This window comes from Pseudomonas sp. HP_08 (assembly GCF_055284095.1).
On record NZ_JBTOQC010000008.1, the window covers coordinates 1 to 25,012 of the forward strand.

Sequence of the window (25,012 nt, forward strand, 5' to 3'; positions counted from 1 at the left end):
TTTCAGTGCACCCACTTGTGCGGTGGTCAGCGCGACCACTTGAGCGGTGGTCAGTGCAGCGACGTCAGCCGTTTCCAGCGCAGCGATTTGCGTCGGCTTGAGAGCAGCGACCTGAGCGGTGGTCAGGTTGGCCACTTGAGCGGTGGTCAGCGCGACGATGCCGGCGGTGGTCAGTGCACCGATATCGGCGGTTTCAAGGGCAGCGGTCTGCGCCGTGGTCAGGTTGGCCACTTGAGCGGTGGTCAACGCTGCTGCCTGGGCAGTGGTCAGCGCAACGATCTGAGCGGTGGTCAGGGCCGCGGCATCCACGGTTTGCAGAGCGGCGATTTGAGCAGGCTTGAGTGCCGCGATTTGAGCGGTAGTCAGCGCAGCCACTTGGGCGGTGGTCAGGGCGACGATGCCGGCAGTGGTCAGCGAAGCGATATCGGCCGTTTGCAGCGCAGCGACCTGCCCAGTGGTCAGGTTGGCCACTTGAGCGGTGGTCAGGCCAGCCACTTGTGCAGTAGTCAGGGCGACGATCTGGTCGGTGGTCAGTGCAGCCGCTTGCGCAGTGGTCAGCGCAGCAACGCTGGAAACTGGAAGGGCGGCAATATCGGCGGTCTCAAGCGCTACCAGTTGAGCGGTGGTCAGCGCTGCGACTTGTGCAGTGGTGAGTGCGGCGACTTGGCTGGTGGTCAGGGCGACGATCTGCGCGGTGGTCAGCGCAGCAAGGTCCACGGTCTGCAAGGCCGCGATCTGGGCCGGCTTGAGTGCAGCGACTTGTGTGGTGGTCAGAGCAGCGACCTGGCCGGTGGTCAGTGCGACGATGCCGGCGGTGGTCAGGGCACCGACGTCAGCGGTTTCCAGCGCAGCGACTTGGCCAGTGGTCAGGTTGGCCACTTGTGCAGTGGTCAGGCCTGCAACCTGGGCGGTGGTCAGCGCGACCACTTGACCGGTGGTCAATGCAGCGACATCGGCAGTCGGCAGTGCCGCAATCTGGGCAACGGTCAGTGCCGCAACTTGTGCGGTGGTCAGCGCTGCCACTTGTGCGGTGGTCAACGCGGCAACTGCAGCGGTAGTGAGCGCTGCCAGGTCAACGGTTTGCAACGCAGCCACCTGAGCGGTGGTCAGCGCAGCCACTTGGGTGGCTTTCAAGGCAGCGGCCTGAGCGGTGGTCAGCGCGACAACCTGGGCGGTGGTCAACGCAGCGGCTTGGGCGGTGGTCAGTGCAGCAATGCTGGCAGCCGGCAAGGCGGCAATATCAACGGTTTCCAGAGCCGCAACCTGAGCGGTAGTCAGGGCCGCGATCTGGTTGGTTTTCAATGCACCTACTTGTGCGGTGGTCAGGGCGACCACTTGAGCGGTGGTCAGTGCAGCGACGTCAGCGGTTTCCAGTGCAGCAACTTGCGTTGGCTTGAGGGCCGCGACCTGAGTGGTGGTCAAGGCGGCGACCTGGCCGGTGGTCAGCGCGACGATGCCGGCGGTGGTCAGGGCACCGACGTCAGCGGTTTCCAGCGCAGCGACCTGGCCGGTGGTCAGGTTGGCTACTTGTGCAGTGGTCAAACCTGCGACCTGAGCAGTGGTCAGGGCGACGACCTGTGCGGTGGTCAATGCAGCGACATCGGCAGTCGGCAGTGCAGCGACTTGGGCGACGGTCAGGGCCGCGACCTGAGCGGTGGTCAATGCAGCGGTCTGAGCGGTCGTCAATGCAGCGACGGCCGTGGTGGTCAGGGCTGCCAGATCAGCCGTTTGCAATGCAGCGACCTGAGCGGTGGTCAGTGCAGCGACCTGTGTTGCTTTCAAGGCGGCGGCCTGAGCAGTGGTCAGTGCCACGACTTGGGCGGTGGTCAACGCAGCGGCTTGGGCGGTGGTCAGCGCAGCAATGCTGGCAGCCGGCAAGGCGGCGATATCGACTGTTTCCAGAGCGGCGACCTGAGCGGTAGTCAAGGCGGCGATCTGGTTGGTTTTCAGCGCCGCGACTTGTGCGGTGGTCAGAGCGACCACTTGAGCGGTGGTCAGCGCCGCGACGTCAGCGGTTTCCAGTGCAGCGATCTGCACCGGTTTAAGTGCCGCGACCTGTGTGGTGGTCAGTGCCGCGACCTGGCCGGTGGTCAGCGCGACGATGCCGGCGGTGGTCAGGGCACCGACGTCAGCGGTTTCCAGCGCAGCGACCTGGCCAGTGGTCAGGTTGGCTACTTGTGCAGTGGTCAAACCTGCAACCTGGGCGGTGGTCAGCGCGACCACTTGACCGGTGGTCAATGCAGCGACATCGGCAGTCGGCAGTGCAGCAATCTGGGCAACGGTCAGGGCCGCAACTTGTGCGGTAGTCAGGTTGGCCACTTGAGCGGTGGTCAACGCAGCAATTGCCGCGGTGGTCAGTGCTGCCAAGTCAACGGTCTGCAAAGCCGCGACCTGAGCGGTGGTCAGTGCAGCCACTTGAGTGGCTTTCAGCGCGGCGGCCTGAGCGGTGGTCAGCGCCACGACTTGGGCGGTGGTCAATGCAGCGGCCTGGGCGGTGGTCAGCGCGGCAATGCTGGTGACGGGCAATGCTGCGATATCGACTGTTTCCAGAGCCGCAACCTGAGCGGTGGTCAGGGCAGCGATCTGGTTGGTTTTCAGTGCAGCGACTTGAGCGGTGGTCAGTGCCACAACTTGAGCGGTGGTCAGCGCTGCAACATCAGCGGTTTCCAGGGCTGCGACTTGCAGCGGCTTGAGGGCGGCGATCTGAGTCGTGGTCAGGTTAGCCACTTGTGCGGTCGTCAGCGCAGCGATGCCGGCGGTGGTCAGTGCACCGATATCGGCGGTTTCAAGGGCAGCGGTCTGCGCCGTGGTCAGGTTGGCCACTTGTGCGGTGGTCAGGGCAGCCACCTGAGCCGTGGTCAGCGCGACGATCTGAGCGGTGGTCAGAGCCGCGGCATCCACGGTTTGCAGTGCGGCGATCTGAGCAGGCTTGAGTGCCGCGACCTGAGCGGTAGTCAGCGCAGCGACCTGGGCGGTGGTCAGCGCGACAATGCCAGCGGTGGTCAACGCACCGATATCAGCGGTTTCCAGCGCAGCGACCTGCCCGGTGGTCAGATTGGCCACTTGAGCAGTGGTCAGGCCTGCGACCTGAGCGCTGGTCAATGCGACGATTTGAGCCGTGGTCAGTGCAGCGGTCTGTGCGGTGGTCAGTGCCGCGACGCTGGCAACAGGCAGGGCGGCGATATCAGCAGTTTCAATGGCCGCCAACTGAGCAGTGGTCAGCGCACTGATCTGGTTGGTTTTCAGCGCAGCGACCTGGCCTGTGGTCAAAGCAACGATCTGCGCGGTAGTCAGGGCTGCCAGGTCTACGGTCTGCAGGGCGGCGATCTGAGCTGGCTTGAGGGCGGCGACCTGGGCGGTGGTCAGCGCAGCCACCTGGGCGGTGGTCAGTGCAACGATGCTGCCGGTAGTCAGAGCGGCCACATCCACAGTTTGCAGCGCAGCAACCTGAGCGGTGGTCAGGTTGGCCACTTGTGCAGTGGTCAGGCCAGCCACTTGAGCGGTGGTCAGGGCCACCACCTGTGCGGTGGTCAGCGCGGCGGCCTGTGCGGTGGTCAGCGCAGCGACGCTGGCAACTGTCAGCGCGGCGACATCGGCGGTTTCAAAGGCTGCAACCTGAGCAGTACTCAGCGCCGCAACCTGTGAAGTTTTCAGTGCACCGACCTGAGCGGTGGTCAGTGCTACGACTTGTGCGGTGGTCAGGCCAGGCAGTTGCGCGGTGGTGAATACCCCCACGTTAGCGGTGGTAATGACCGCCACCTGAGCGGTGGTCAGGGCTGCAATTTGCGCTGTGCTGAAGGCGGCAATGTCGGCAGTAGCCAAACCCGCAATGGTTGTGGTGCTCAAGGCAGCAACTTGCGCGGTCGTCAACGAAGAAATAAAGCTCATATACGCGTCCTGTTTAAGGTCATAACCGCGCTGTCAGCGTTGCCGCCTTAGCTTGATGGAGAGAATGGGTTGCCCATGTGTCACCGTTAGCGACCGAGGCTTGAGAAACATTAAGAACTTTTTATATGGCTTTTTGCCTTTTTTTATTTTTTGGTTATTAAAAACTATAGCCTTAGAGGCTAAGGCCAGAATACAGCTAATATCACATGGCTATTACTGTTTTTTGAATGCCGTTTCCAGTGTCAGACGATCAGCGGTGCAGAGCAGCGCAAGTCTTGTCACTACCTTGACCCTCTGTGGCTCTTCCCCTAGTGTGCGCTGGAACCTCCGTCTGTCGGCGCACGGCGCGCAGTACGTCATCCCCAGCCTCGCGCTATCCAGCAAGGGTCTTGATCGGATTCGGGTCAAACAGCATTTTTCCGGCTGGCAGGCACATGCTGCCAATCGAGGCGCCCTGCGATGTGGGCAATAAACCTGAGGTAACAGCAATGATCGTGAACGGCGACAACTTCAACATCACCAACCTGCCACTGTTCAAGCACAGCCTCGAAGGCCTGCGCCAAAGCGTCGCCACTCCGGACAGTTTTTACAGCTCCGACAACGTCATCTGCTGGAACCGCAACTTCAGTTTCATGACCGATGAAGGCTTCATGGAGATCATGCGTCGCAACGCCACCTCCAACATCGAAATGACGATCATCTGGCGCACCTACATCCTCTGCCACTTCGCCACGCTGGCCCGCAGCCTGCCGGGCGATTTTGTCGAGGTGGGCGCCTACAAGGGCAATACTGCCAATGTCATTGCCGATCGCATCGACATGGCCTCCAGTGGCAAGCAGTACTATTTGTACGATGCGTTCGAGCATCAAGAGACTGACGAACACCACGCCATGCCCGAACACGGCCCGCAGCTGTACAACCAGGTCAAGGAGCGCTTTGCGAACTATCCGTTCGTGCAGGTGATTCAGGGCTATGTGCCGGAATCATTCGAAAAGGGCTTTCCCGAGAAAATCGCCTTTGCCCATGTCGACCTCAACCAGGCCCCGGCTGAAGTCGAGGCGCTCAAGCGCATCGTCCCGAACATGGTGCCGGGTGCCGTGCTGGTGCTCGACGATTACGGCTGGTGGAGTTATGGCTCGCAGAAAGCCGCCGAAGACCCGTTGCTGGCCTCGTTTGGCCTGACCGTTCTGGAATTGCCAACTGGTCAGGGCCTGGTGATCAAGCCCTACGCTTAAACCTCGGCCTGCCGGTTACACAACCGGCAGGCCGCCAGTTTTAGACCAGCTGTCTATAAACCTCGACCGTGCGCTCGCACATCCGCTGCGCCGTGAACATCGCCTCAAAGCGCGCCCGGGCCCGGGCGCCGAAGCGGGTGGCTTCTTCGGGGTTGTCCCACAGGCGGCGCAAGGCCTCGCGCAGTGCCTGCGGGTTCTCCGGTGGCACGGCCAGCCCGGTTTCGCCGTCGATATTGACGAACGTCGTGCCGGTGCCGATCTCGCACGAGATCATCGGCTTGCTGTACATCGACGCTTCCAGCAGCGAAATCCCGAACGCCTCGGAGCGCAAGTGCGAGGGGAACACCAGCGCATGGCTCAGTTGCAGCAGGCAGGCTTTGTCTTCGTCGTCCAGGCGGCCGAGAAAACGCACATTGCGCAGTTGCAGGCGTTCGGCCTGGGCCTTGAGCTCTTGCTCCTGCGGCCCACCGCCCAGAATCAACACCGGGTAATCCACGCCTTCCAGGGCATCGAGCAGGGTGCTCAGGCCCTTGTAATAGCGCAGCACGCCGACGAACAGAAAGAACTTGCCCGGCACCTGAGCCTGCCAGTGCGCCTGGCGCTCGGCGGATACTTGCGGATAGGCCGTTTCGTCCAGCCCGTACGGCACCACCACGGTCTTGTCGGCGAAGGGCTTGAGGGTTTCGCTGGTGCGCTGATAGTTGGGCGAGGCGACCAGGATGCGGTCCATGCTGCCCAGCATGCGGTTCATCAGCGGCGCATACAGCTTGAGCAGGGTGCGCTGCTTGATGATGTCGGAGTGATAACTCAACACCGTTGGACGACCATGACGGGTAGCAAAATGCACCAGGTCCATCATCGGCCACGGAAAATGAAAGTGCACCAGGTCCGCTTCGGCGGCCATGGCTTTGAAGGTAGAGAACGCCGACAACGAAAAGCCTGTAGAGGCCAGGTTGAAGTTCTCTTTGACCCGCACGACCTGATGGTCGGCGACCTGAATACGCTCAGGAACCGGATTGGGGCTCAAGGTCAACACCTGACCCTCTACGCCAAACTCGCGGCTGCCCTGGCAAAGCTGGAACATGACCTGTTCGATACCGCCGGTGGTGTCGGGGTAATAGGTCTTGAAGAAGTGCAATACCTTCATGGGGGAACTCGAATGGGGACCGATCTCTCAAGACCGGCACAAGACCCGTAGGCGCGAGCGTAGCGCTCGCGAAAAGGCCTGCGCATCAGCATTCGCGAGCTTTCGCTCGCGCCTACAGAATCGGTGTTGTGCCACTCAACGGGCGGACAACATCCAGCTCAGGGTTTCCCGAAGTGGCGGGGTCTGCCAGTCGGCAACCAGTGTGCGCAGACGGGTATTGTCGCCGCACAGGGTCTTGACCTCGTTGGCCCGTACAAACGCCGGATTGACCTGCACATCGATGGCCTGGCCGGTGATGTCCCGGCACATGTCCAGCACTTCACGCAGCGAGTGGGTCACGCCCGAGCAGACGTTGATGGTCTGCCCGATCGGCTGGCTTTCCAGCAAGCCGCGATAAGCGCTGACCACCGCACGTACATCGCTGAAATCGCGCCAGACGTCCAGGTTGCCCAGTTCGATGGTCTCGGCCTTGCGGACAAAGTGCGAAACGATCTTGGGCAACAGGAAGTTATCGGCCTGGCCGACGCCGGTGTAGTTGAACGGGCGGGCAATGACCAGCGGCAGGCGGGCGTGCCAGAGGCTCGCCATGTACTCCATCGCCAGTTTGCTCACCGCGTAATCGTTGGCCGGCGCCGGCAGGGTCGACTCGTCGAGCATGCCGCTGGACGCATTGCCATACACGTTGGCACTGCTGGCCAGCAGCACGCACTCCGGCGTCTTGCCGCAGGCCGCGATGGCCTCCAGCAAGTTACGGGTACCAATCAGGTTGACCTGATAAAACGCATCCGCCGCGCCATGCCCGACAAAGGCCAGCGCCGCCAGATGCACAACGATGTCCGGCTGAATATCGGCCAGCAGCGTGCGCAAGCCCACGGCGTCCGTGAGGTCCGCCTGATAGTAACCGGCGCTGTTCGAAGGCTGGCTTCCGGTACCGATCACTTCACAGCCGCGAGCGGCAAGCTCGGCGGCCATGAACTGTCCGGTGAAGCCATTGATACCTGTAATCAGGGCACGCTTACCGGCGATATTCATCAGAAGGAGAAGCCTTTTTCGTTACGACGCAGGTCCGCCTCGACCATCATGCGGCACAGTTCTTCAAGGTTGGTCTTGGGCTCCCAGCCCAAAACTTCCTTGGCCTTGGCCGGGTTGCCGATCAACAGCTCGACTTCGGCAGGGCGGTAGAACTTCGGATTGACGGCGACCAGCACTTTACCGGTCGCGGTGTCGATGCCTTGCTCGGCTTCGTCCTTGCCTTCCCACTTCAGGGTAATGCCGACCGCCTTGAACGCCATGCTGACGAAGTCACGCACGGTTTCGGTACGGTTGGTGGCCAGCACGAAGGTGTCCGGCTCATCGGCTTGCAGCATGCGCCACATGCCTTCGACGTATTCCTTGGCAAAACCCCAGTCGCGCTTGGCGTCCATGTTGCCCAGTTCGAGCTTGTCGAGCAGGCCCAGTTTGATCTTTGCTACCGAGTCGGTGATCTTGCGGGTCACGAACTCACGGCCGCGCAGTGGCGACTCGTGGTTGAACAGGATGCCGCTGGTGGCGAAGATGCCGTACGACTCGCGGTAGTTGATGGTCATCCAGTGCGCGTACAGCTTGGCAACACCATACGGGCTACGTGGGTAGAACGGCGTGCTCTCGATCTGCGGGATGGCCTGGACCTTGCCGAACATCTCGGACGTCGACGCCTGGTAGAAGCGGATCTTCGGATTGACGATACGGATCGCTTCGAGCAGGTTCACAGCGCCCAGGCCGGTGATTTCGGCGGTGGTGACCGGCTGGTCGAACGACACACCCACGAAGCTTTGTGCAGCGAGGTTATAAACCTCGGTGGCTTCAGTGGTTTGCAGCAAACGAATACTGGCAGAGAGGTCGGTCAGGTCGTATTCGACCAGGTGCAGATTAGGGTTGTTCTGGATGCCCAGCTCTTCGATACGCCAGAAGTTGACAGAGCTGGTACGGCGATAGGTGCCGTAGACGGTATAGCCCTTCTCGAGGAGCAGTTCGGCCAGGTAGGCGCCGTCTTGACCTGTGATGCCGGTAACGATTGCTTTCATGCTGGGGGTTTTACTCCATTAAAAAGAATGGGTAGCCAAAGACGACTGGCACAAGCAGCGGCCAGTAAACGAAAGGACGCGATGATACAGGTTAGGCCGCTTATATACGACCCGCCAAGCCGTGTGTCTGCGGCGGTGGGGGCTGTATCTAAACAGTACAAACGCTGTAATCGAACAATGCCCCGAGTGCGTTAGTGGCTAACTGACACTCAATCGGATAGTTAATTCCCGACGCCTGTTGGTTTAATTCCACACTCGGAGCTGGGTGAACCAATGCCCTGGCCAATCATCCAACGCCGCTCTTCAGGCGTTCGCTTGAAAGACTAAACGATGACTATTGCAGTGAAGGCGATATAGTGCGCCTCCAGAAATTCCTTTTTGGCTTTTCTGCGTTTCGCGGCCTGCAGCTCAAAGGACTTTGCCATCGGCGGGCAGGCCCCCGACAGGGATCTTCCGAAACACAATTTCAAGCGTGAGGCCGTCTGGCCTTACCCTTATCAGGAGTCATGAATGTTGGAGTTGTTTAGAAGCCTCTGGGCCTACCGGGGCTTCGTGTTTTCGTCTATACGCAATGAGTTTTCCGCCCGCTTTTCCCGTAGTCGCCTGGGCGGTCTATGGATGATCATCAACCCGTTGGCGCAAGTTGCGATTTATGCACTGGTGCTCTCCAACGTACTGGCCGCCAAGCTGCCCGGCATTGAAAACAAATATGCCTACGCCCTGTACCTGATGGCCGGGATACTTGCCTGGAGCCTGTTCTCCGAGATCATCGGTCGCTGCCTGACCCTGTTCATCGACCAGGGCAACCTGATGAAGAAGATGCGCTTTCCGCGCATTACCCTGCCGGTGATCGTCGTCGGTTCGTGCCTGCTCAACTACCTGCTGCTGTTCGTCGCACTGCTGGTGGTGTTCGCCTTGTTGGGGCAGTGGCCACAATGGCAAATGCTCTGGCTTATTCCGCTGACCGTGGTGGTAACCGCACTGGCTGTGGGCCTGGGCCTGATCATCGGCGTGCTCAACGTCTTCGTGCGTGATGTGGGCCAGGTGATTCCGATTTTGCTGCAGATCTGGTTCTGGTTCACCCCGGTGGTCTATCCGCTCAACATCATTCCTGACGAATACAAAGGCTATATGGCCATGAACCCCATGTTCCCGATCGTCAGCGCCTACCACGACGTGTTGGTCTACGCACGCGCCCCGGACATGCAAAGCATTGCACTGACCGCCGCCATTGCCGTCGTGCTGCTGGGGTTGGGCCTGTTCATGTTCCGCCGCGCCGCCCCTGAAATGGTGGACGTCCTATGAGCCTGCTAACCGTCAATAACCTGGGCAAGGCCTACCGCACCTACGCCAGCGAACTGCAGCGCATCGCCAGTTGGTTCGGCGTGCCGGTCAAGGCCCGCGAAGAGCACTGGGTGCTCAAGCACATCAGCTTCAACATCGAGCCTGGCGAAGCCATCGGCATCGTCGGCCAGAATGGCGCCGGCAAATCGACCCTGCTGAAAATGATCACCGGCACCTTGCAGCCCACGGAGGGCAACGTGCAGGTCAACGGCCGTATTGCGGCGATTCTCGAACTGGGCATGGGCTTTTCGGCCGACCAGACCGGGCGCCAGAACGTCTACCATGCCGCCGGCCTGATGGGCTTCAATGCCGAGCAGATCGACACCGTTATCGATGATATCGCCGCATTTGCTGAAATTGGCACCTACTTCGATGACGCCGTGCGCACCTACTCCAGCGGCATGCAGATGCGCGTGGCGTTCGCTGTGGCCACAGCCTTTCGCCCTGACATCCTGATCGTCGACGAAGCACTGTCGGTCGGCGACAGCTATTTCCAGCATAAAAGCTTCGAACGCATTCGTGAATTCCAGCGCCAGGGCACCACGCTGCTGATCGTTTCCCACGACCGTGGCTCGATCCAGGCCCTGTGCGACCGGGCGATCCTGTTGGAAAAAGGCACCGTCATCAAAGACGGCAACCCCGAAGAAGTCATGGACTTCTACAACGCCCTGATCGCCGAAAAAGAAAACTCCAAGGTCGAGGTGCGTGAGCTTGAAGATGGCTCTGTACAAACCCGCTCCGGCAGCGGTGAGGCCAGCATCGGCGCGGTGACCCTGCATAACGCTGCCGGTGAACGCATCGAATATGTCAGCGTCGGCGAAACGGTGTCGCTGCGCGTCCAGACCAAAATCAACAGCGCCATTCCTGAGCTGGTGGTGGGCTACCTGATCAAGGATCGCCTGGGCCAGCCGGTATTCGGCACCAATACCCATCATTTGGCCTGCTCGCTGCACGATCTGCAGGCCGGCGAAACACCGGGGTATTCGTTCAACTTTATCGCCAACCTTGGCGTCGGGTCGTATTCGGTAGCCGTCGCGCTGCACACCACCGACAGCCACCTGGCCCGCAATTACGAATGGGTGGATATGAGCCTGGTGTTCAACGTAGTCAATATTTCGCAAAGCGAGTTTGTCGGCCTGGCCTGGATTCCGCCGAGCGTGGAGTGCCAACGATGAGCGCACCTTTCTCTTTTTATCGTGCGTTCGAAGACCGCCATCGCGGCTCGCGGGAACTGATCCACGAGCGTCAGCAAGTCTATGTGCCGTTTCTCGAACCGCTCAAACAGCTGTACCCCGAGCGCAAGGCGCTGGACGTCGGTTGTGGCCGTGGCGAGTGGCTGGAAATCCTGCAACGCAACGGTTTTGACCCGTTGGGCGTCGACCTTGATGCCGGCATGCTCGAGGCCTGCCATGAGCTGGGCTTGCCGGTCGAGCAGGGCGATGCGCTGGAAATGCTCAAGCGCATGCCCGACGAGAGCCTGACCGTCGTTTCGGGTTTTCATGTCGCGGAGCACATCCCGTTTGAAGTCCTCAAAGACCTCATCAGCGAAACCATGCGGGTGCTCAAGCCCGGCGGGCTGCTGATTCTGGAAACGCCCAACGCGGAAAACCTGGTGGTCGGTGCCCAGTACTTCTACCTCGACCCCAGCCACGAGCGGCCGATTCCGCACCTGCTATTGAGCTTTTTGACCGAATATTGCGGTTTTGAGCGCTCCAAAGTGCTGCGCTTGCAAGAGCCGGCACCGTTGGCCGAAGGCGAGCATGTCAACCTGGTCAGCGTTCTGTTTGGCGTCAGCCCCGACTACGCGGTCGTTGCCCAGAAGCAGGCGCCTGCCGAGCAGATGCAGGCCTTCGACGCCGCCTTTGAGCGCGATTACGGGCTGTCGCTGGACCTGTTGGCGACACGTTATGACCATCAAGTCACGCATGGTATCGCCCGGTTCGATCACCTTGAAGGCACCGTGCGCGAGCTTGCTGAACGTAGCGACGCTAATCATGCCCAGACCCAGACCCGGCTATACGAACTGAACCTGCGTGCCGAACAGGCTCACCTGCGCTGCCAGCAGATCGAAGAGTTCGCCGTCGGGCAAGTCGAGCAACGCCATCAGGAGTCCTTGCGCGTCAACGCCGAGTTCGAGCGCATTTATTCTGAAATCGGCGACCTGCGGGCGCAGAACGTGGCTTACCAGGGGCAGATCAGCGGGTTGCTGAACAGCGGCTCGTGGCGCATCACCAAGCCATTTCGTTTCGCTATGCGCGTAGCGCGCTGGTCACTGCGGCTGCCCAAACGTGGCGCCCGCTCGATCATGTACCGCTCGATGCGCTTTGTGCTCGACCGTCCCGCGCTGAGCTTGCGTGTCAACACCTTCATCAAGGCCCATCCAGGCCTGTTTCAGCGCATCAGGCAGTTCGCCTTGAGTCACGGCATCATCGAGCCGGCCTTGAGCGACCTGAACCCCATCATCGCGGCAACGCAAGCGTCTGACGGCGACTTCGCGCACCCGAGCCCACGCGTGGCTCACGTTTATGCCGAACTCAAGCAAGCCTTCGAGCGCAAGGAAAACCGTTGATGCGTATTGTCATCGATCTGCAAGGCGCCCAGTCCGACAGCCGCTTTCGTGGCATCGGCCGTTATTCGCTGTCCCTGGCGCAAGCCATGGCCCGCAACGCAGGCGAACATGAAATATGGCTGGTGCTCAACGGCCAGTTGGCCGACAGCCTCAGTGATATCCGCGCAGCCTTTGCCGGCCTGATCGCGCCGCAGCGTATCCGTGTGTTCGCGGCGCCCGAGGTGGCCAGTGCCAGTCCTTGGAGCGTGCGTGCTGCCGAAGTGCTGCGCGAAAGCTTTCTCGCCACCTTGAACCCCGACGTGGTGCTGGTCAGCAGCCTGTTCGAAGGCTACCTGTCCAACGCCGTCACCTCGATTGGCGCGGTCCCGGCTCCTTATCAGACCGCCACCGTTCTGTACGATCTGATTCCGCTGCTCAACCAGGATGTGTACCTCGGCACGCCCGATTTGCAGGCGTACTACCAGCGCAAAATCGGCTGGTTGAAGAACGCCAACACATTGCTGGCCATCTCCGACTCGTCGCGCCAGGAGGCCATCGACAACCTGAGCATCGACCCGCAGCGCATTGCCAATATCTCGGCAGCCATTGGCGAGCAGTTCAAGCCCGATGACGATCCGGCCCGTGCTGCCGAGCGCCTGGAGCGCCTGGGCATCCAGGCACCGTTCATTCTCTATGCGCCGGGGGGGTTCGATCCGCGCAAGAACTTTGCGCGCCTGCTTGAAGCCTACAGCCGCCTGAGCGATGAGCTGAAAAGCCGTTACCCGCTGGTCATCGCCAGCAAACTGCACGCGCCGCAGCGAGCCGAGTTGCAGGCGCTGGCAGAAAAGTTTGCCATCCGACCCAGCGAACTGGTGCTGACCGGTTACGTCAACGACCAGGACCTGATCGGCCTGTACTCGCAGGCCACCTTGTTCGTTTTCCCGTCCGTGCACGAAGGCTTTGGCCTGCCGGTGCTCGAAGCCATGGCCTGCGGTGCGGCAGTGATCGGCTCCAACAGCAGCAGCGTGCCGGAAGTCATCGGCTGCGCCGAGGCACTGTTTGATCCCCTGTCGGTCGAGTCCATTGCCGCCAAGCTGACCCAGGGCCTTGAAGATGAAGCCTTCCGTCTGCGCCTGATCGACAGCGCTCGCCAGCAATGCACGAAGTTTTCCTGGGATGCGTCCGCCAGAAAAGCCATCGCCGCCCTGGAGCAGCGTCATCAGTTGCACCCGGCCGAGGCACAGGACACGCCGCAGGACGAACTTCTGCAACGCCTGGTAGCCCTGACAGACACCACGCCCAGCGATGCCGAACTGTTTCATGTTGCGAAAAGCATCGCGTTCAACTTTGCCGGCAAAGGGCAGCGGCAACTGTTGCTCGACGTCTCCAGCATCGTTCAAAGCGACGCCAAATCCGGTATTCAGCGCGTGGTGCGCAGCCTGCTGCACGAGTTTCTAAGTGCCCCGCCTGATGGGCTGAACGTTCGCCCGGTGTATTACGCCGAAGGCCGTTATTACTACGCCAATGCCTACACGGCGCGGATACACCCGCCGTTCCCCGAGACCGAGGATTCGCTGGTCGACTTCGCCCAGGACGATATCTACCTGTCCCTGGACTTGAACATGCACCTGGCCAATCAGCTTTACCCGCTGCATCACCAGATGCGCCTGATGGGGGTGCAGATCAGCTACATCGTCTACGACCTGCTGCTTCATCATCGCCCGGACTGGTGGCCACACCCGACCGGCGACATGTTCAACGACTGGCTGCACAAGATCGCCCTGGCCGGCAGCAACCTGATCTGCATTTCGGCCGCGGTGGCCAACGAACTGCAGACCTGGTTGGACCAGCACCCTGAACTGTATGTCGGCAACCAGCCACAGGTGAGCAGCTTCCACCTGGGCGCCGACATCGACAACAGCCTGCCATCCACCGGCATGCCGGACGATGCGCCGCAACTGCTCGACCTGTTGCGTCACCAGCCCAGCTTCCTGATGGTCAGCACCATCGAGCCGCGCAAGGGCCATGCCCAGGCGTTGTCGGCCTTCGAAACCCTGTGGGCGCAGGGCCACGAAATTACCCTGGTCATCATCGGCAAGCGTGGCTGGCTGGTCGATACGCTGGTGGCACGCCTGGAATCACACCCGGAAAGTGGCAAACGGCTGTTCTGGCTCGAAGGCATCAGCGACCAGTACCTGGAAAAGGTCTATTCGGCTGCCACCTGCCTGATCGCCGCCTCCGAAGGCGAAGGCTTCGGCCTGCCGCTGATCGAGGCTGCCCAGCACCACATGCCGATGATCATCCGCGACCTGCCGGTGTTCCGTGAAATCGCCGCCGAGCATGCGTTCTACTTCAGCGGCCTGAACCCCGCTGACCTGAGCACGGCGGTCGTCGCCTGGCTGGCCCTTTACCAGGCAGGCGAACACCCGGCATCGTCAGCCATGCCCTGGCTGACCTGGGAGCAGAGTGCCGAACAGCTCAAGGCTGTGCTGACAGCAAGCCAATGACTCACCCTTTAAAGATTGAGAGCAACAGATGAATGCAAGTATGCCCGCCATTACGGACGATACAGAAGAGCGAAGCACCATTGCGGTCCTGATTCCCTCTTACAAGGTCATTGCCCACATCCTGGGTGTGATTGCCGATATAGGTCCTGAAGTCGACCGGATTTACGTCGTCGATGACTGCTGCCCGGAAAACTCCGGCGCCTATGTCGAACAGCATTGCACCGACCCGCGCGTGGTCGTCCTGCGTAACCCGGAAAACCAGGGTGTAGGCGGCGCAGTCATGACCGGCTACAAGGCCGCCATTGCCGACAACATGGACGTCATCGTCAAGATCGACGGCGACGGCCAGATGGATCCCGGCCTGATCATGAACTTTGTCAGCCCGATCCTTGCCGGCGAAGCCGACTACACCAAGGGCAACCGCTTCTACGACTTGGAAGAAATCGGCGCAATGCCCAAGGTTCGCCTGTTCGGCAACGCCGCGCTGTCTTTCATGACCAAGTTCTCCTCCGGCTACTGGGACCTGTTCGACCCCACCAACGGCTATACCGCCATTCATCGTGATGTGGCCAAGCACTTGCCGTTGAACAAGATCAGCCGTCGCTACTTCTTCGAAACCGACATGCTGTTCCGCCTGAACACCCTGCGGGCGGTGGCGGTGGATGTACCGATGGACGCCAAATATGGCGATGAAGTCAGCAACCTGAAAATCTCGCAGGTCGTGGGCGAGTTCTTCGTCAAGCACGTGCGCAATTTCGGTAAGCGGATCTTCTACAACTACTACCTGCGCGACATGTCGCTGGCGTCCATCGAGCTGCCGGTCGGTCTGATCCTGCTGCTGTCGGGTCTGCTCTTCGGTGCCTCGCACTGGATCGGTTCGCTGGGCTCGGATGTGCCGACGCCGGCCGGTACCGTGATGCTTTCAGCACTGCCGATCATCCTGGGTATCCAGTTCATTCTGGCCTTTCTGGGGCAGGATATTGCGTCGGTGCCCAGAAGACCCTTCCACCTGAACAAAACCAAGACCAAGCGCAAGGCGGGTGCCCGGTAATGGTCTATCTCATTGCAGTGCTGTGTGTGGTGGGCATTGCCGCCGGGCAGATCATGTTCAAGCTCAGTGCCGGTGCCTTGCAGCGCGCCGGCACCTTTTTCGAGATCAAGACCCTGATCATGCTGGGCTCGGCATTTGCCCTGTATGGCCTGACCACGATTGCCTGGGTCTGGGTCTTGCAGAAAATCGATCTGGGCAAGGCCTACCCACTGATGGCCATGGCCTTCGTGCTGGTACCGATCGGCAGCCATTTCATTCTGGGTGAACGCTTCCAGACGCAGTACTTTGTCGGCGTGCTGTTCATCATGTTTGGCATCGTTCTGGCCGTTAAGTCCTAATACATTTCACGGCATGCCCTGACCGGGCATGCCGTTATCCAACAGGAAGCAGTCATGCAATTCTCGAATGGGGCCCGACTCAGTGCACCTGTCGTGCTCATGGGCATCATGGTGCTCGCCCTGGTTTTATTGATGGTGCGCTCCGCAGGCCTGTACCCTGCGGTCATGGGCGATGAATACACCTACAACGTGATGTCGCGGTTGATGACGTTCCCGGAAGCGCCTATTCCGGGCTATCTGTACATCGCCATCTATAAGGCGACCAGCGTGTGTGGCAACGCCACCCTGATCTGCTCGCAGTTCTTCAACGTCCTGTTTTTTGTCGCAGCGGCGCCGTTCATCCACGCCACGGCGCGGCGCTTCTGCAGCCCTGCCGTTGCTCTGCTGATCGTGGCCATCAGCTTGCTGGGGCCGGTCAACAGCTACACCGCGTACTACATGCCCGAGCCGCTGTTCTTTCTGACGTTCTGGGTCAGCGTCTGGTATTTCCTGCGCCTCAAAGCCAACGCACCGGCCAGCCAGTGGCTGATATTTGGCGCACTGATGGGCTGCTCGGCGCTGGTCAAGCCGCACGCGCTGCTGGTGATTCCGGGTTTCTGCCTGTGCATCCTGTTCTTCTCGTACAAGGACACCCAGCAGTGGCTGGTCAACGGCCTGAAAAATGCCGCCCTGTTCGTCGTCTCGATGCTGGCGACCAAATTCATCGTCAGCGTCCTGCTCGCGGGCAAGGCCGGCCTGACCTTCTTCGGCAGCTTCTACAGCTCGACCCTGCAATCGAGCACCGGCACGCTGCAACGACTGATTGAAATCTTCAAGGTCTTGCCGGTCATCATCGAAGGCCATGTACTGGCCAATACCCTGATGTTCGGCGCGGCACTGGCCATTATCGTGTTCGGCTCGCTCAAGGCCATCGCCGGCAGGTCCTGGCAAGGCGATGAGCGCATCGCATTCTTTACCTTGGTGGTGCTGCTGAACCTGCTGGCGGCCGTTGCCTTGTTCTCTGCCTCGGTCAGCGGCGCCAACGCCGTCGAAAGCGCCCTGCGCATCCACATGCGCTACTACGACTTCATGCTGCCGCTGCTGTTCATCGCCGCCGGTGCGCAACTCAATCGCGAGCACGGCGCGCACCTCAAATACTGGCGCCTGGCAGTCGCGGCACTGGTACTGGGCATTCTGGGCTACGCGGCGCTTACCCATATGCAGCCGTTCATCACCAGCCCGGTCGACAACCCTGAACTGCGCGGTTACACGTTGAACCCGCGCGCATTCATGGTATTGGCCAGCCTCTCGGCATTGGCGGTCCTGCTCTGGTACAAGTCGGCGCGCCTGGGCGGCCTGTTTTTTGTCTGTGTGTACCTGCCGCTGTCCGTGGGCATCAGTACGGTCTACAGCAACGCCGAAGTGCGCCAGCGCCTCGTGGCAGACGGGTATGACAAAGCCGGTCTGTTCGCCAGAAGTTACCTGCCCTACGACGAACTGTCGAAGCTGGCCGTGATCGGTGGCGGCGAAGCGCTGACCTTGCGCACGCTGGTCTACCTGGATAACCGCCAGGCGACCCGCGACCTGTCCTATGTGCCAGGCCAGCGCTACCGTGCCTCGCAGACGCCTGAGAGCATCACGTGGATTCTGGGCGTCGGCGATATCGACTTTGCCGAAAATGAGTTCGATGTGATGTATTTCAATGGCTATTCGCTCGCGCGGAAGATTTCCGGCCTGTACCCGTTGCGGGTGGATTTCACCAAAGACTTGAGGCCCGAACCGATTGCGCGGATCAATGGCCTGTCGCATGCCGAAGAGTGGGGCACCTGGTCGCTGGGGGATCACGTGAACATCCGGCTTTCCGCACCTCTGCCAGTCACCTTCCAGTTGAGCCTGGCGGCCACAGGCTTTGGCCCCAACAGCAACCAGACCTTCAATCTTGAAGTCGAGGGCAAGCGTTACCCGCTGATTGCCAACGGCACGGTGCAGACGGTGCGCATCACCTCCTCAGGCAATGCGCGTAACCTGTCGATCCAGGTTCCGGCGCCAACCTCACCCAAGTCGCTCGGCCTGAGTGAGGACAATAGAGCGCTGGGCATCGGCCTCAAACAACTGGAAATCACCCCGGTCAACTAAAGCCCTGTTACGTCTGGCACCAAACCCTGCGCGGGCGGTGCCAGACGCCCTCATTTAGCGAACGCCCAGGCCTTGAGCACGAAGAAGTTGAGCACCGGCACGATGAAGATCGCGGCCAGCAGGCTGAACAGATAGTGCACCTGCAACAACGTGCCGATGTAGGCAATGAGCAGGGTCAGCCCCAACGACAGCAACGAGGCCACAAAGAACCGGTAATACTTGTACAGGCTTACCGGGGTCTTGAAGGTAAAGGCGCTATTGAGGAAATAGGACACCAGGTTGGCGATCATAAAGGCGACGCCGTTGGCCAGTGTTGGGCTGAAATGCAGGTATTCAACCCCGACGATAACGGCGCCTGCATGGATCAGGGTGTTGCACACCCCGATCACCGCAAAAGTCATGAACTGCAGGTTCATGAGTGACTTGATAGCGTTCACTTAACTGATGATCTCGCGAATTATGTACACGGGCCGCCGTTTGCTTTCGGTAAAAATACGGCCCATGTATTCCCCCAATACCCCGATGCCGATCAGTTGCACACCGCTGGTAAACAGAATCGCGATCATGATCGACGCATAGCCAGGTGTATCGATACCAAAAATCAGGGTTTTGAAGATCAGGTAAATACCGTACAGAAACGCCAGCGAAGAAATGGCAAAACCCAGATACGTCCAGACCCGCAACGGCACGGAACTGAAACTGGTAATGCCCTCAATGGCGAAGTTCCACAGCTTCCAGGTGTTGAAACTGGTGTGGCCGTGCTCCCGAGCGGCGACCTTGTACTCGACGGTCGTGGTCTTGAAACCGACCCAGGCAAACAACCCTTTCATGAAGCGACGGCTCTCGGGCAACGCCCTGATCGCCTCCACCACCTTGACATCCATCAACCGGAAATCGCCCACGTCGGCGGGAATATCGATGTCCGAAATACTGTTGTGCAACCGGTAGAAATAGTTGGCCGTGACCCGTTGCACCGCGCGATCCGTGTCGCGGTCCTTGCGCTTGGCCAGTACCACCTCAAAGCCTTCTTCCCACTTTTCGACCATCTCGATGATCAACTCGGGCGGGTGCTGCAAGTCCGAGTCGATCGGCACAATGGCATCGCCGCTGGCATGATCCAGGCCTGCAGAAATCGCCGCCTCCTTGCCGAAGTTGCGCGAAAAATCGATCACCTTGATAAACGGCCAAATGGCTTTGGCCTGGACCAGTCTGGCCAGGGTGTTGTCGCGGCTGCCGTCATTGATGGCAATCACTTCAAGGTCATAGCGGTCCTGAAAGTGCAGCCTGAGCGCCTCGATCCTTTCAAAGAACGCAAACACCCCTTTTTCTTCGTTATAGAACGGAGCGACCAGCGATATTTTCTTGCGAGCGGCAGAGTTCATTACGGCTTACTCCTTGGACGCCTGGGCTTTACAGACATAAGCGAAGTCAACGCGATTGCAGTGCAACGTCACGTTCGCCGGGAACAACGGCTGTATCGACTCCACCGCTTCATACACCGCCTGGTTGAAGATAAAGGCTGAACGCGACAAGTCCGCCTTACCTATCTCAGCCTGCAGGCTGCCCATGTCGCAGGCCGGTTGGTGCCGGGCGATGTAACCGGTATTGAGCGTCAGATTGCGTTCTGCGGAATAACGCATGAGCGGCATCAGGGTTTGCAGCACACCCGGATTAGGGCAGCGGAATTTCGGGTAGAAATACAGATGGCCGATGTCTTTGCCGATTTCGGCGTCCCACAGACTCTGGGTCAGGATCCGGCTTTCCGGCCGCGTGGTCATTTCAACAAAGTTATGCCGTATCTTGCGCAAGTCCTGGATTTGCACAAACAGCAACGCCAGCATTAACGCCGCAAACGTCAGCCGACGTGTATTGCGGTAAATAACAACCACCGTGAATACGATGACGCAGTAGCCAACCGGCCAGAAAAACCGTCCCGAAGCCCGGAATTGCGACGTCAGCACATCCATGAAGTCCGGGTAGTCCAGGGTCAACACCTCGACGGTGCCGAAATAGACATGGTCCGACAGGGCGTACAGGGTGAAGAGCAGCATCAGGACAAACAGCGCCCGATGCCGGCTGAACACAAAGGCCTGGTGCGTCTGGTTCAAGCGCAGCGCCACGAGGAACGCCAGGATGACGCCCAGCCCCAAATAGTTATAACCCTCGCCCTGGCCGGGCATGGAGGGGTTCGGGATCTTGAACAGACTGGCACCGGAAATGGGTGACAACAGGTTCATCGAGTAAACCCCGAAGCCGCCCTCTGGCGCGATGGCCTCCCTCGGCAGCGGCAATAGGGTAATAAACAGGCTGACACCGATCACCACCACAGGCAGCGCCGCCCAGGCCAGCTGACGCAGGTGCTGGTAACCGCGCACCGTGAAAAAAGTCGCGATGTAGATCGCCGTCGCCATCGTGAACAGATAGATATTCAAGTAGAACGACATGGCCAGCCACAGCGTCCACACCACCGGGCGCAGCTGCGAGAGGCGCACAGAACGGATATAAAGCGCCAGCGCACCGAGCACGATCCATTGCGAGAACAGCGAGGTATGCGGTACCCGGGCCAGAAACGCCGGCGACAATACGAACAACACCACCAGTGTGATCAGGGCCATCCATGAAGCAAGGCGCAGCTCTTTGAGGATCCACCAGGCACACACCGCCTGCAGGACAATCGCCAGGGCGATCCATACACCAAAAGGATTGAACGGCGCGAAATGCGCCGGCACGAACACTTTCAACAGCAGGGCATACAGCGGCAGCGCATCAAGAAACGTGACTCGCGTGCCCACCGGGTAATTAAAACTGTCGAACGCCAGCAATGGCCAGCTGAACGGTGCCTGGAAGTAAGCATTGAACCCGGAAATGTACTGCGTGACATCTTCGGTTTCGGTATTCCAGTACGACGAGGTGCCGAGCAGAAAACCATCCGGGAAATAGCGGAGTATGAAAAACACCGCAATGCCTACCGCGATAAACAGCCCGGCCAGCCCGGTCGACTTCAATTGGTTGTCACGCATTGCAAATCCTGTGAGGCAATGGAGGCGACAGCCAGACCGGTGCGTTAGGCAATAATTGCCTAACGGTCTTCGCCATCGCGCGTACAAGCACAGCCATAAGTGCGCTGGCGATAGAGTCGAATATGTAACTTGAGAGGCGCCGGAGAATACCAGAGAACGGTAAGTGTCGACACACGGGCAGGGCAGTGCGCGGGTTCATCAAACACAACACAGAACGCTTTGATTCATAGAGAGCTGTGGAAAGCAGCTCTGCTGGCGAAAGGGTCATTTACTGCACTTTTACCCCGTCATCGCCAGCAGAGGCGGATCGCCGCCCGCAGCCCACCCGTTATTCAGGGCCTAAACAACCCCGGCAGCATCAGCTGTTTTCAGCATCCACTACCTCAGGATCCACCACATACAGCCCCGCAAACCCTCCACCCGGCAATCGGTACTTCTTGGTATACCGCTTGCGGTCGTTGTCGCGCCGGGCAAGGCCGCCAACCCCGTCCAGCGCTTTGACGATCCGCGCCAGACCGTACCCGTTGGCCGCCTCGATCAGCGCCGGTTTGTTGAACAGATACAGCCGCCTGTCGCCCACCAGCTCCCAATACCCGGCGCGGTTATTCACCCTGGCATCGATCATCGCTTCGTTGATGTCGGAAAATCGGCTGCTGCCGTGCTTGTCGATAAAGTCTGAAATGCCCGCCAGAATCTGCCGGTCTTCGGCATTACCGCTGCCCACCCGCGCCAGCCATTCCCCATAGAGCAACAGGCAGTCCGCCAGGGCGCTGCCCGGTGACCAGGGCAATAGCTGGTAGGTGATGGCCATTTCCCCGGCCAGCGCGATCACCGCGAAGCGATCCGCCACCCGACCCGCCTGCGCGTTGTCTTCAACGAACTGCGCCCGCACGTCGGCGAACGCCTGCAGCAAACCGGGCCGGTCATCACTGGCCAGCAAACACTCCACGAAGGCCGGCCCGAGATGGCCGTGGTGATTGCCGACCGCCACCGTCAGCGCCCGATGAAAGTCTGCGCCGGCCAGCCCATGCAGCTCATCAAACGCGCGATGCGTGCGCGTGCCGGCATTCACGTCGACCATCCGCAACTCAGCGCCCGCATGAGCGCTGTTGCCGCTGATGGCCGCATGCACAGACAACGAGCGCTCGCCGCTGGACAGCGCCAACAGCCGCCAGCTCAGTTTGCCGCGCGCCTCGCGGTCGCGGGTCATCGTGCCTTTGCCTTGCCCGTTGGCCAGCGAGTAGGCCATTTCCTGCACCGACTTGGGATTGGCGCGCTTGATCTCGTCCAGCGGCAACATGGTGTCGTTGCGACTCGACGCTTCAATTTCCAGGCCGCCCTTGGTCATGTCCCAACTGGCGGCGAACACACCCGGATCGCCCCACACCGACGAGCCGACCAGCTGCGCCAGCGATTTACCGCTGGAACTGTCGCCGACCAGATGCACGCCACCGCCCAATACGCCCACCAGACTCAGCAGCGGGCCGGCGAGTGCGCAACCGATGGCCAGGGTCAGCACCGGGTTGCCTGCGCATCTGGCCGCTACCTCGGCTTGCCAGCCGTCCATAGTGCTTCGACGGCTGAACAGTAACTGAGTCTTGCCGCTGCTCTGATAGCGCACTTTGTCGCTACCGATGGTACGGCCGGGCAACACAAACGCGCCCGACTCATGCCAGCCCGGCCGGCTGGTGGTGATAAGGACTTGGGCAGGTTTCTGGTCCAGCAGGTACTCCATAAAGGAGCCGCGCTTTTTGAGACCAATGATCGCGCCCATGCCGAACAACTGGCGGCGAGCGTCTTCGCCACTGCCGCCGAATACCTCCATCGCGATAATCCATTCCTTGTGCCCATTGTCGGTTAGCAAACGCAGCAGACGGCCTTCGCTGCCGTCGTCCGTGTTGGTAGTGCGCGCGATGACGGTAACAGGAGTAGAAATCCATTCATCGGTGGCGGTGCGGTTCTGTTCTTCGTCAGATTCATCGTCGCCGATCAACCGTTTGTAGCCATGCCAGTAAACACCGGGTTTGAGGCGACGGCCTTTCTCGTTGCTGACCCAATGCTCGTACACCGCCCAGCAAGGGCGATCGGGCACTATTTGGGGGGCATTGGGGCTCAGGTTTACTGAGAACTCAGACGAGGCCATGGGCATGCCTCCAGACAACAAGGTCGTTGTAGTCGGTGAGATCCAGCGGCGCCTCGGCAGGCCAGCCAGGAAAGGTCACCAGCGCGCCCGCTGCAACGGCGGCGGCATTGGCGAAGGTGCGGCCAGGGTTGCCTTTGGTTTGTCGATCATCGTCGCCGGCAATGATGAGCGGCAGGTCGGGATATCGGGCGCGCAGTGCCAGTGCGACAGGCTTGAGATTGCCGGCATTCATCGCGGCAGCAACGCTGTAGCCGCTCTGGTGCAACGTGGCAGCGGTGGCCCAGCCTTCACAGATGCATAACGCTTGATCCGGCATGACGGTGCCCAGTGATGAATAGCTACCCTGCACCTTGGCGCCACTTAAAAAGCGTTTGGAACCGTCCGGTCCAATACGTTGCAGGTTGACCAGTTGGCCATTGGCATACAGCGGAACCAGCAGCTCGTCACCGCGCTGACGAAGGTTGTATGGATCGGTCTGCTTGGCCACCAGATAAGCATGCGCGGGATCGGCGCCGGGTGCCTTGCGCCACCAGCACAGCGCCAGATCAGCGGCCTGAAGCTGACAGCGTAAGCGCTCGGCCTCTCGTCGACGGCGTGCCTGTTCGGTGTGCTCACGCACCTGTTCAGCTTCTTGGTGGTTCTGTGGCTGCCGGCTGCACCAGGTGTGCGAACTTCCTGATTTCCAACTGCCAAATGCACCGGCGGCAATCGCATCAATGAACAACACATACCAGCCATTAAGCCGGCCTCGTTTATCGCCTGGCACATGAAAGCGATGAATCTCGCCGTCGCCCAGTGGAAGCCAATCGAGCGGCCCATGGACCGATTGCATTACCTCACGAAATAACACCGTGGCGATTTTCATGGCCGTTCCTTGGCGAGCTGCTCGCGGATTTCAGCGGCCGTCTTGCCTCGGGTTTCTACCGCTTTGCCTGAGGCGGTTATCTGGGTTATTTCGTCCTGCGTCAGGCCAAGGCTGCGCAATCCGTCCGTCCACTGCCGGAGTCGGGCTTGAGCGGTGACTTTGGAATTTGGCCCCTTGGCACGCAGGCATGTGTCGCACATGTCGTCCGGATGCGGTCGGCTTTGCCAATTGCCTGGCCGCCGATACTCGAACAGTCCGCACTCGCAGCGGCACAACCACAGTGCGCCTTTGCCCATATTGCTTGAGCGATACCAGGCAATGGCGGTCATTTTCCCGCGCCGCTTGCCGGTGTGGTCGATGGCGTAATCAGGACGTGGAGAGAGCTCTTGCAAGGAGTCGATGGCTTTTTTCAGGCAAGCCGAACCCGTTGGCGCCGGTGCGCCGTTTTGATTTTTCATTACTTTTCCGCCGGCCCTATGGCCCTGGAATACAGATCACCCTCGCGGCCACCATCGCAGTGGCCGCGACCCCGTTTTGGCATGGATTACGTCGAGGCGTTGGCAGCCCCTGCCTGTTCAAAGGCACGAGCGCGATCCATGTGGTGGTTGTAGCGGGCAAGACGACTAGCGAGTGATGAGTCAGCGTGCAGGGCACTAAGGGCCATACGGCGATGAGCAAGAGCGCGACTTTGGGACGTGTTGACGGTATGCATGAGTGACTCCAAGTTCGATATGGAGCTGTCACGATC

At 60.1% G+C, this 25,012-nt stretch carries 18 protein-coding genes; 8 read left to right on the forward strand and 10 right to left on the reverse strand.

Annotation, left to right across the window (positions count from 1 at the left end):
- Positions 1-3,888 (reverse strand): beta strand repeat-containing protein (locus ACYAS9_RS08750; RefSeq protein WP_463567910.1); only part of this gene is annotated, 3,888 nt, incomplete at its 3' end.
- Between the two features lie 488 nt (positions 3,889-4,376).
- Between ACYAS9_RS08750 and ACYAS9_RS08755 the strand changes: the two genes are divergently transcribed.
- Positions 4,377-5,123, forward strand: a complete 747-nt coding sequence (locus ACYAS9_RS08755; RefSeq protein ID WP_212551054.1) for a class I SAM-dependent methyltransferase — start codon at positions 4,377-4,379, stop codon at positions 5,121-5,123.
- A gap of 40 nt (positions 5,124-5,163) precedes the next feature.
- On the opposite strand, the gene ACYAS9_RS08760 is transcribed toward ACYAS9_RS08755, so the two are convergent.
- The 3 genes from ACYAS9_RS08760 to gmd form a co-directional block, all read right to left on the reverse strand.
- Positions 5,164-6,270: a glycosyltransferase family 4 protein gene (locus ACYAS9_RS08760; RefSeq protein ID WP_463567911.1), complete on the reverse strand. Its 1,107-nt coding sequence runs from the start codon at positions 6,268-6,270 to the stop codon at positions 5,164-5,166.
- Positions 6,271-6,405: 135 nt separating this feature from the next.
- Entirely contained in the window at positions 6,406-7,302 is an 897-nt protein-coding gene (locus tag ACYAS9_RS08765) for a GDP-mannose 4,6-dehydratase (protein ID WP_463567912.1), read from the reverse strand.
- Positions 7,302-8,333, reverse strand: coding sequence for a GDP-mannose 4,6-dehydratase (gmd, locus tag ACYAS9_RS08770; RefSeq protein ID WP_463567913.1), 1,032 nt, complete (start codon positions 8,331-8,333; stop codon positions 7,302-7,304). The genes ACYAS9_RS08765 and gmd overlap by 1 nt, the downstream gene beginning before the upstream one ends.
- A 510-nt stretch (positions 8,334-8,843) precedes the next feature.
- Here gmd and ACYAS9_RS08775 point away from each other — a divergent pair.
- From ACYAS9_RS08775 to ACYAS9_RS08805, 7 genes are read left to right on the forward strand one after another with little or no spacing between them, the layout of a single operon-like run.
- Positions 8,844-9,638 (forward strand): ABC transporter permease, encoded by a 795-nt coding sequence (locus tag ACYAS9_RS08775; protein WP_463567914.1) that lies wholly within the window; start codon positions 8,844-8,846, stop codon positions 9,636-9,638.
- Positions 9,635-10,852: an ABC transporter ATP-binding protein gene (locus ACYAS9_RS08780; protein ID WP_463567915.1), complete on the forward strand. Its 1,218-nt coding sequence runs from the start codon at positions 9,635-9,637 to the stop codon at positions 10,850-10,852. The genes ACYAS9_RS08775 and ACYAS9_RS08780 overlap by 4 nt, the downstream gene beginning before the upstream one ends.
- Positions 10,849-12,246, forward strand: a complete 1,398-nt coding sequence (locus tag ACYAS9_RS08785) for a class I SAM-dependent methyltransferase (protein ID WP_463567916.1) — start codon at positions 10,849-10,851, stop codon at positions 12,244-12,246. The genes ACYAS9_RS08780 and ACYAS9_RS08785 overlap by 4 nt, the downstream gene beginning before the upstream one ends.
- Positions 12,246-14,732, forward strand: coding sequence for a glycosyltransferase family 4 protein (locus ACYAS9_RS08790; RefSeq protein WP_463567917.1), 2,487 nt, complete (start codon positions 12,246-12,248; stop codon positions 14,730-14,732). The genes ACYAS9_RS08785 and ACYAS9_RS08790 overlap by 1 nt, the downstream gene beginning before the upstream one ends.
- Before the next feature lie 40 nt (positions 14,733-14,772).
- Positions 14,773-15,783, forward strand: a complete 1,011-nt coding sequence (locus ACYAS9_RS08795; protein ID WP_463567918.1) for a glycosyltransferase family 2 protein — start codon at positions 14,773-14,775, stop codon at positions 15,781-15,783.
- Positions 15,783-16,121, forward strand: a complete 339-nt coding sequence (locus tag ACYAS9_RS08800) for a DMT family transporter (protein ID WP_212551062.1) — start codon at positions 15,783-15,785, stop codon at positions 16,119-16,121. The genes ACYAS9_RS08795 and ACYAS9_RS08800 overlap by 1 nt, the downstream gene beginning before the upstream one ends.
- A 54-nt stretch (positions 16,122-16,175) precedes the next feature.
- A complete protein-coding gene (locus ACYAS9_RS08805; protein ID WP_463567919.1) occupies positions 16,176-18,236 on the forward strand; it encodes an ArnT family glycosyltransferase in 2,061 nt (686 codons plus the stop codon).
- A 50-nt stretch (positions 18,237-18,286) separates the two neighbouring features.
- Here the strand turns inward: ACYAS9_RS08805 and ACYAS9_RS08810 are convergent, their stop codons facing one another.
- The 6 genes from ACYAS9_RS08810 to ACYAS9_RS08835 form a co-directional block, all read right to left on the reverse strand.
- The gene (locus tag ACYAS9_RS08810) at positions 18,287-18,652 is read right to left on the reverse strand and encodes a GtrA family protein (protein WP_463567920.1); all 366 of its coding nucleotides are present in this window, start codon (positions 18,650-18,652) and stop codon (positions 18,287-18,289) included.
- Between the two features lie 21 nt (positions 18,653-18,673).
- Complete coding sequence (locus ACYAS9_RS08815) at positions 18,674-19,618, reverse strand: glycosyltransferase family 2 protein (protein WP_463567921.1); 945 nt, start codon at positions 19,616-19,618, stop codon at positions 18,674-18,676.
- Between the two features lie 6 nt (positions 19,619-19,624).
- A complete protein-coding gene (locus ACYAS9_RS08820; RefSeq protein ID WP_463567922.1) occupies positions 19,625-21,256 on the reverse strand; it encodes a DUF6311 domain-containing protein in 1,632 nt (543 codons plus the stop codon).
- A 358-nt stretch (positions 21,257-21,614) separates the two neighbouring features.
- The gene (locus ACYAS9_RS08825) at positions 21,615-23,399 is read right to left on the reverse strand and encodes a DUF927 domain-containing protein (RefSeq protein WP_463567923.1); all 1,785 of its coding nucleotides are present in this window, start codon (positions 23,397-23,399) and stop codon (positions 21,615-21,617) included.
- Positions 23,386-24,264 (reverse strand): toprim domain-containing protein, encoded by an 879-nt coding sequence (locus tag ACYAS9_RS08830; protein WP_463567924.1) that lies wholly within the window; start codon positions 24,262-24,264, stop codon positions 23,386-23,388. Before ACYAS9_RS08830 ends, ACYAS9_RS08825 begins: the two co-directional genes overlap by 14 nt.
- Positions 24,261-24,722, reverse strand: coding sequence for a hypothetical protein (locus ACYAS9_RS08835; RefSeq protein ID WP_463567925.1), 462 nt, complete (start codon positions 24,720-24,722; stop codon positions 24,261-24,263). The genes ACYAS9_RS08830 and ACYAS9_RS08835 overlap by 4 nt, the downstream gene beginning before the upstream one ends.
- Between the last annotated feature and the right edge of the window lie 290 nt (positions 24,723-25,012).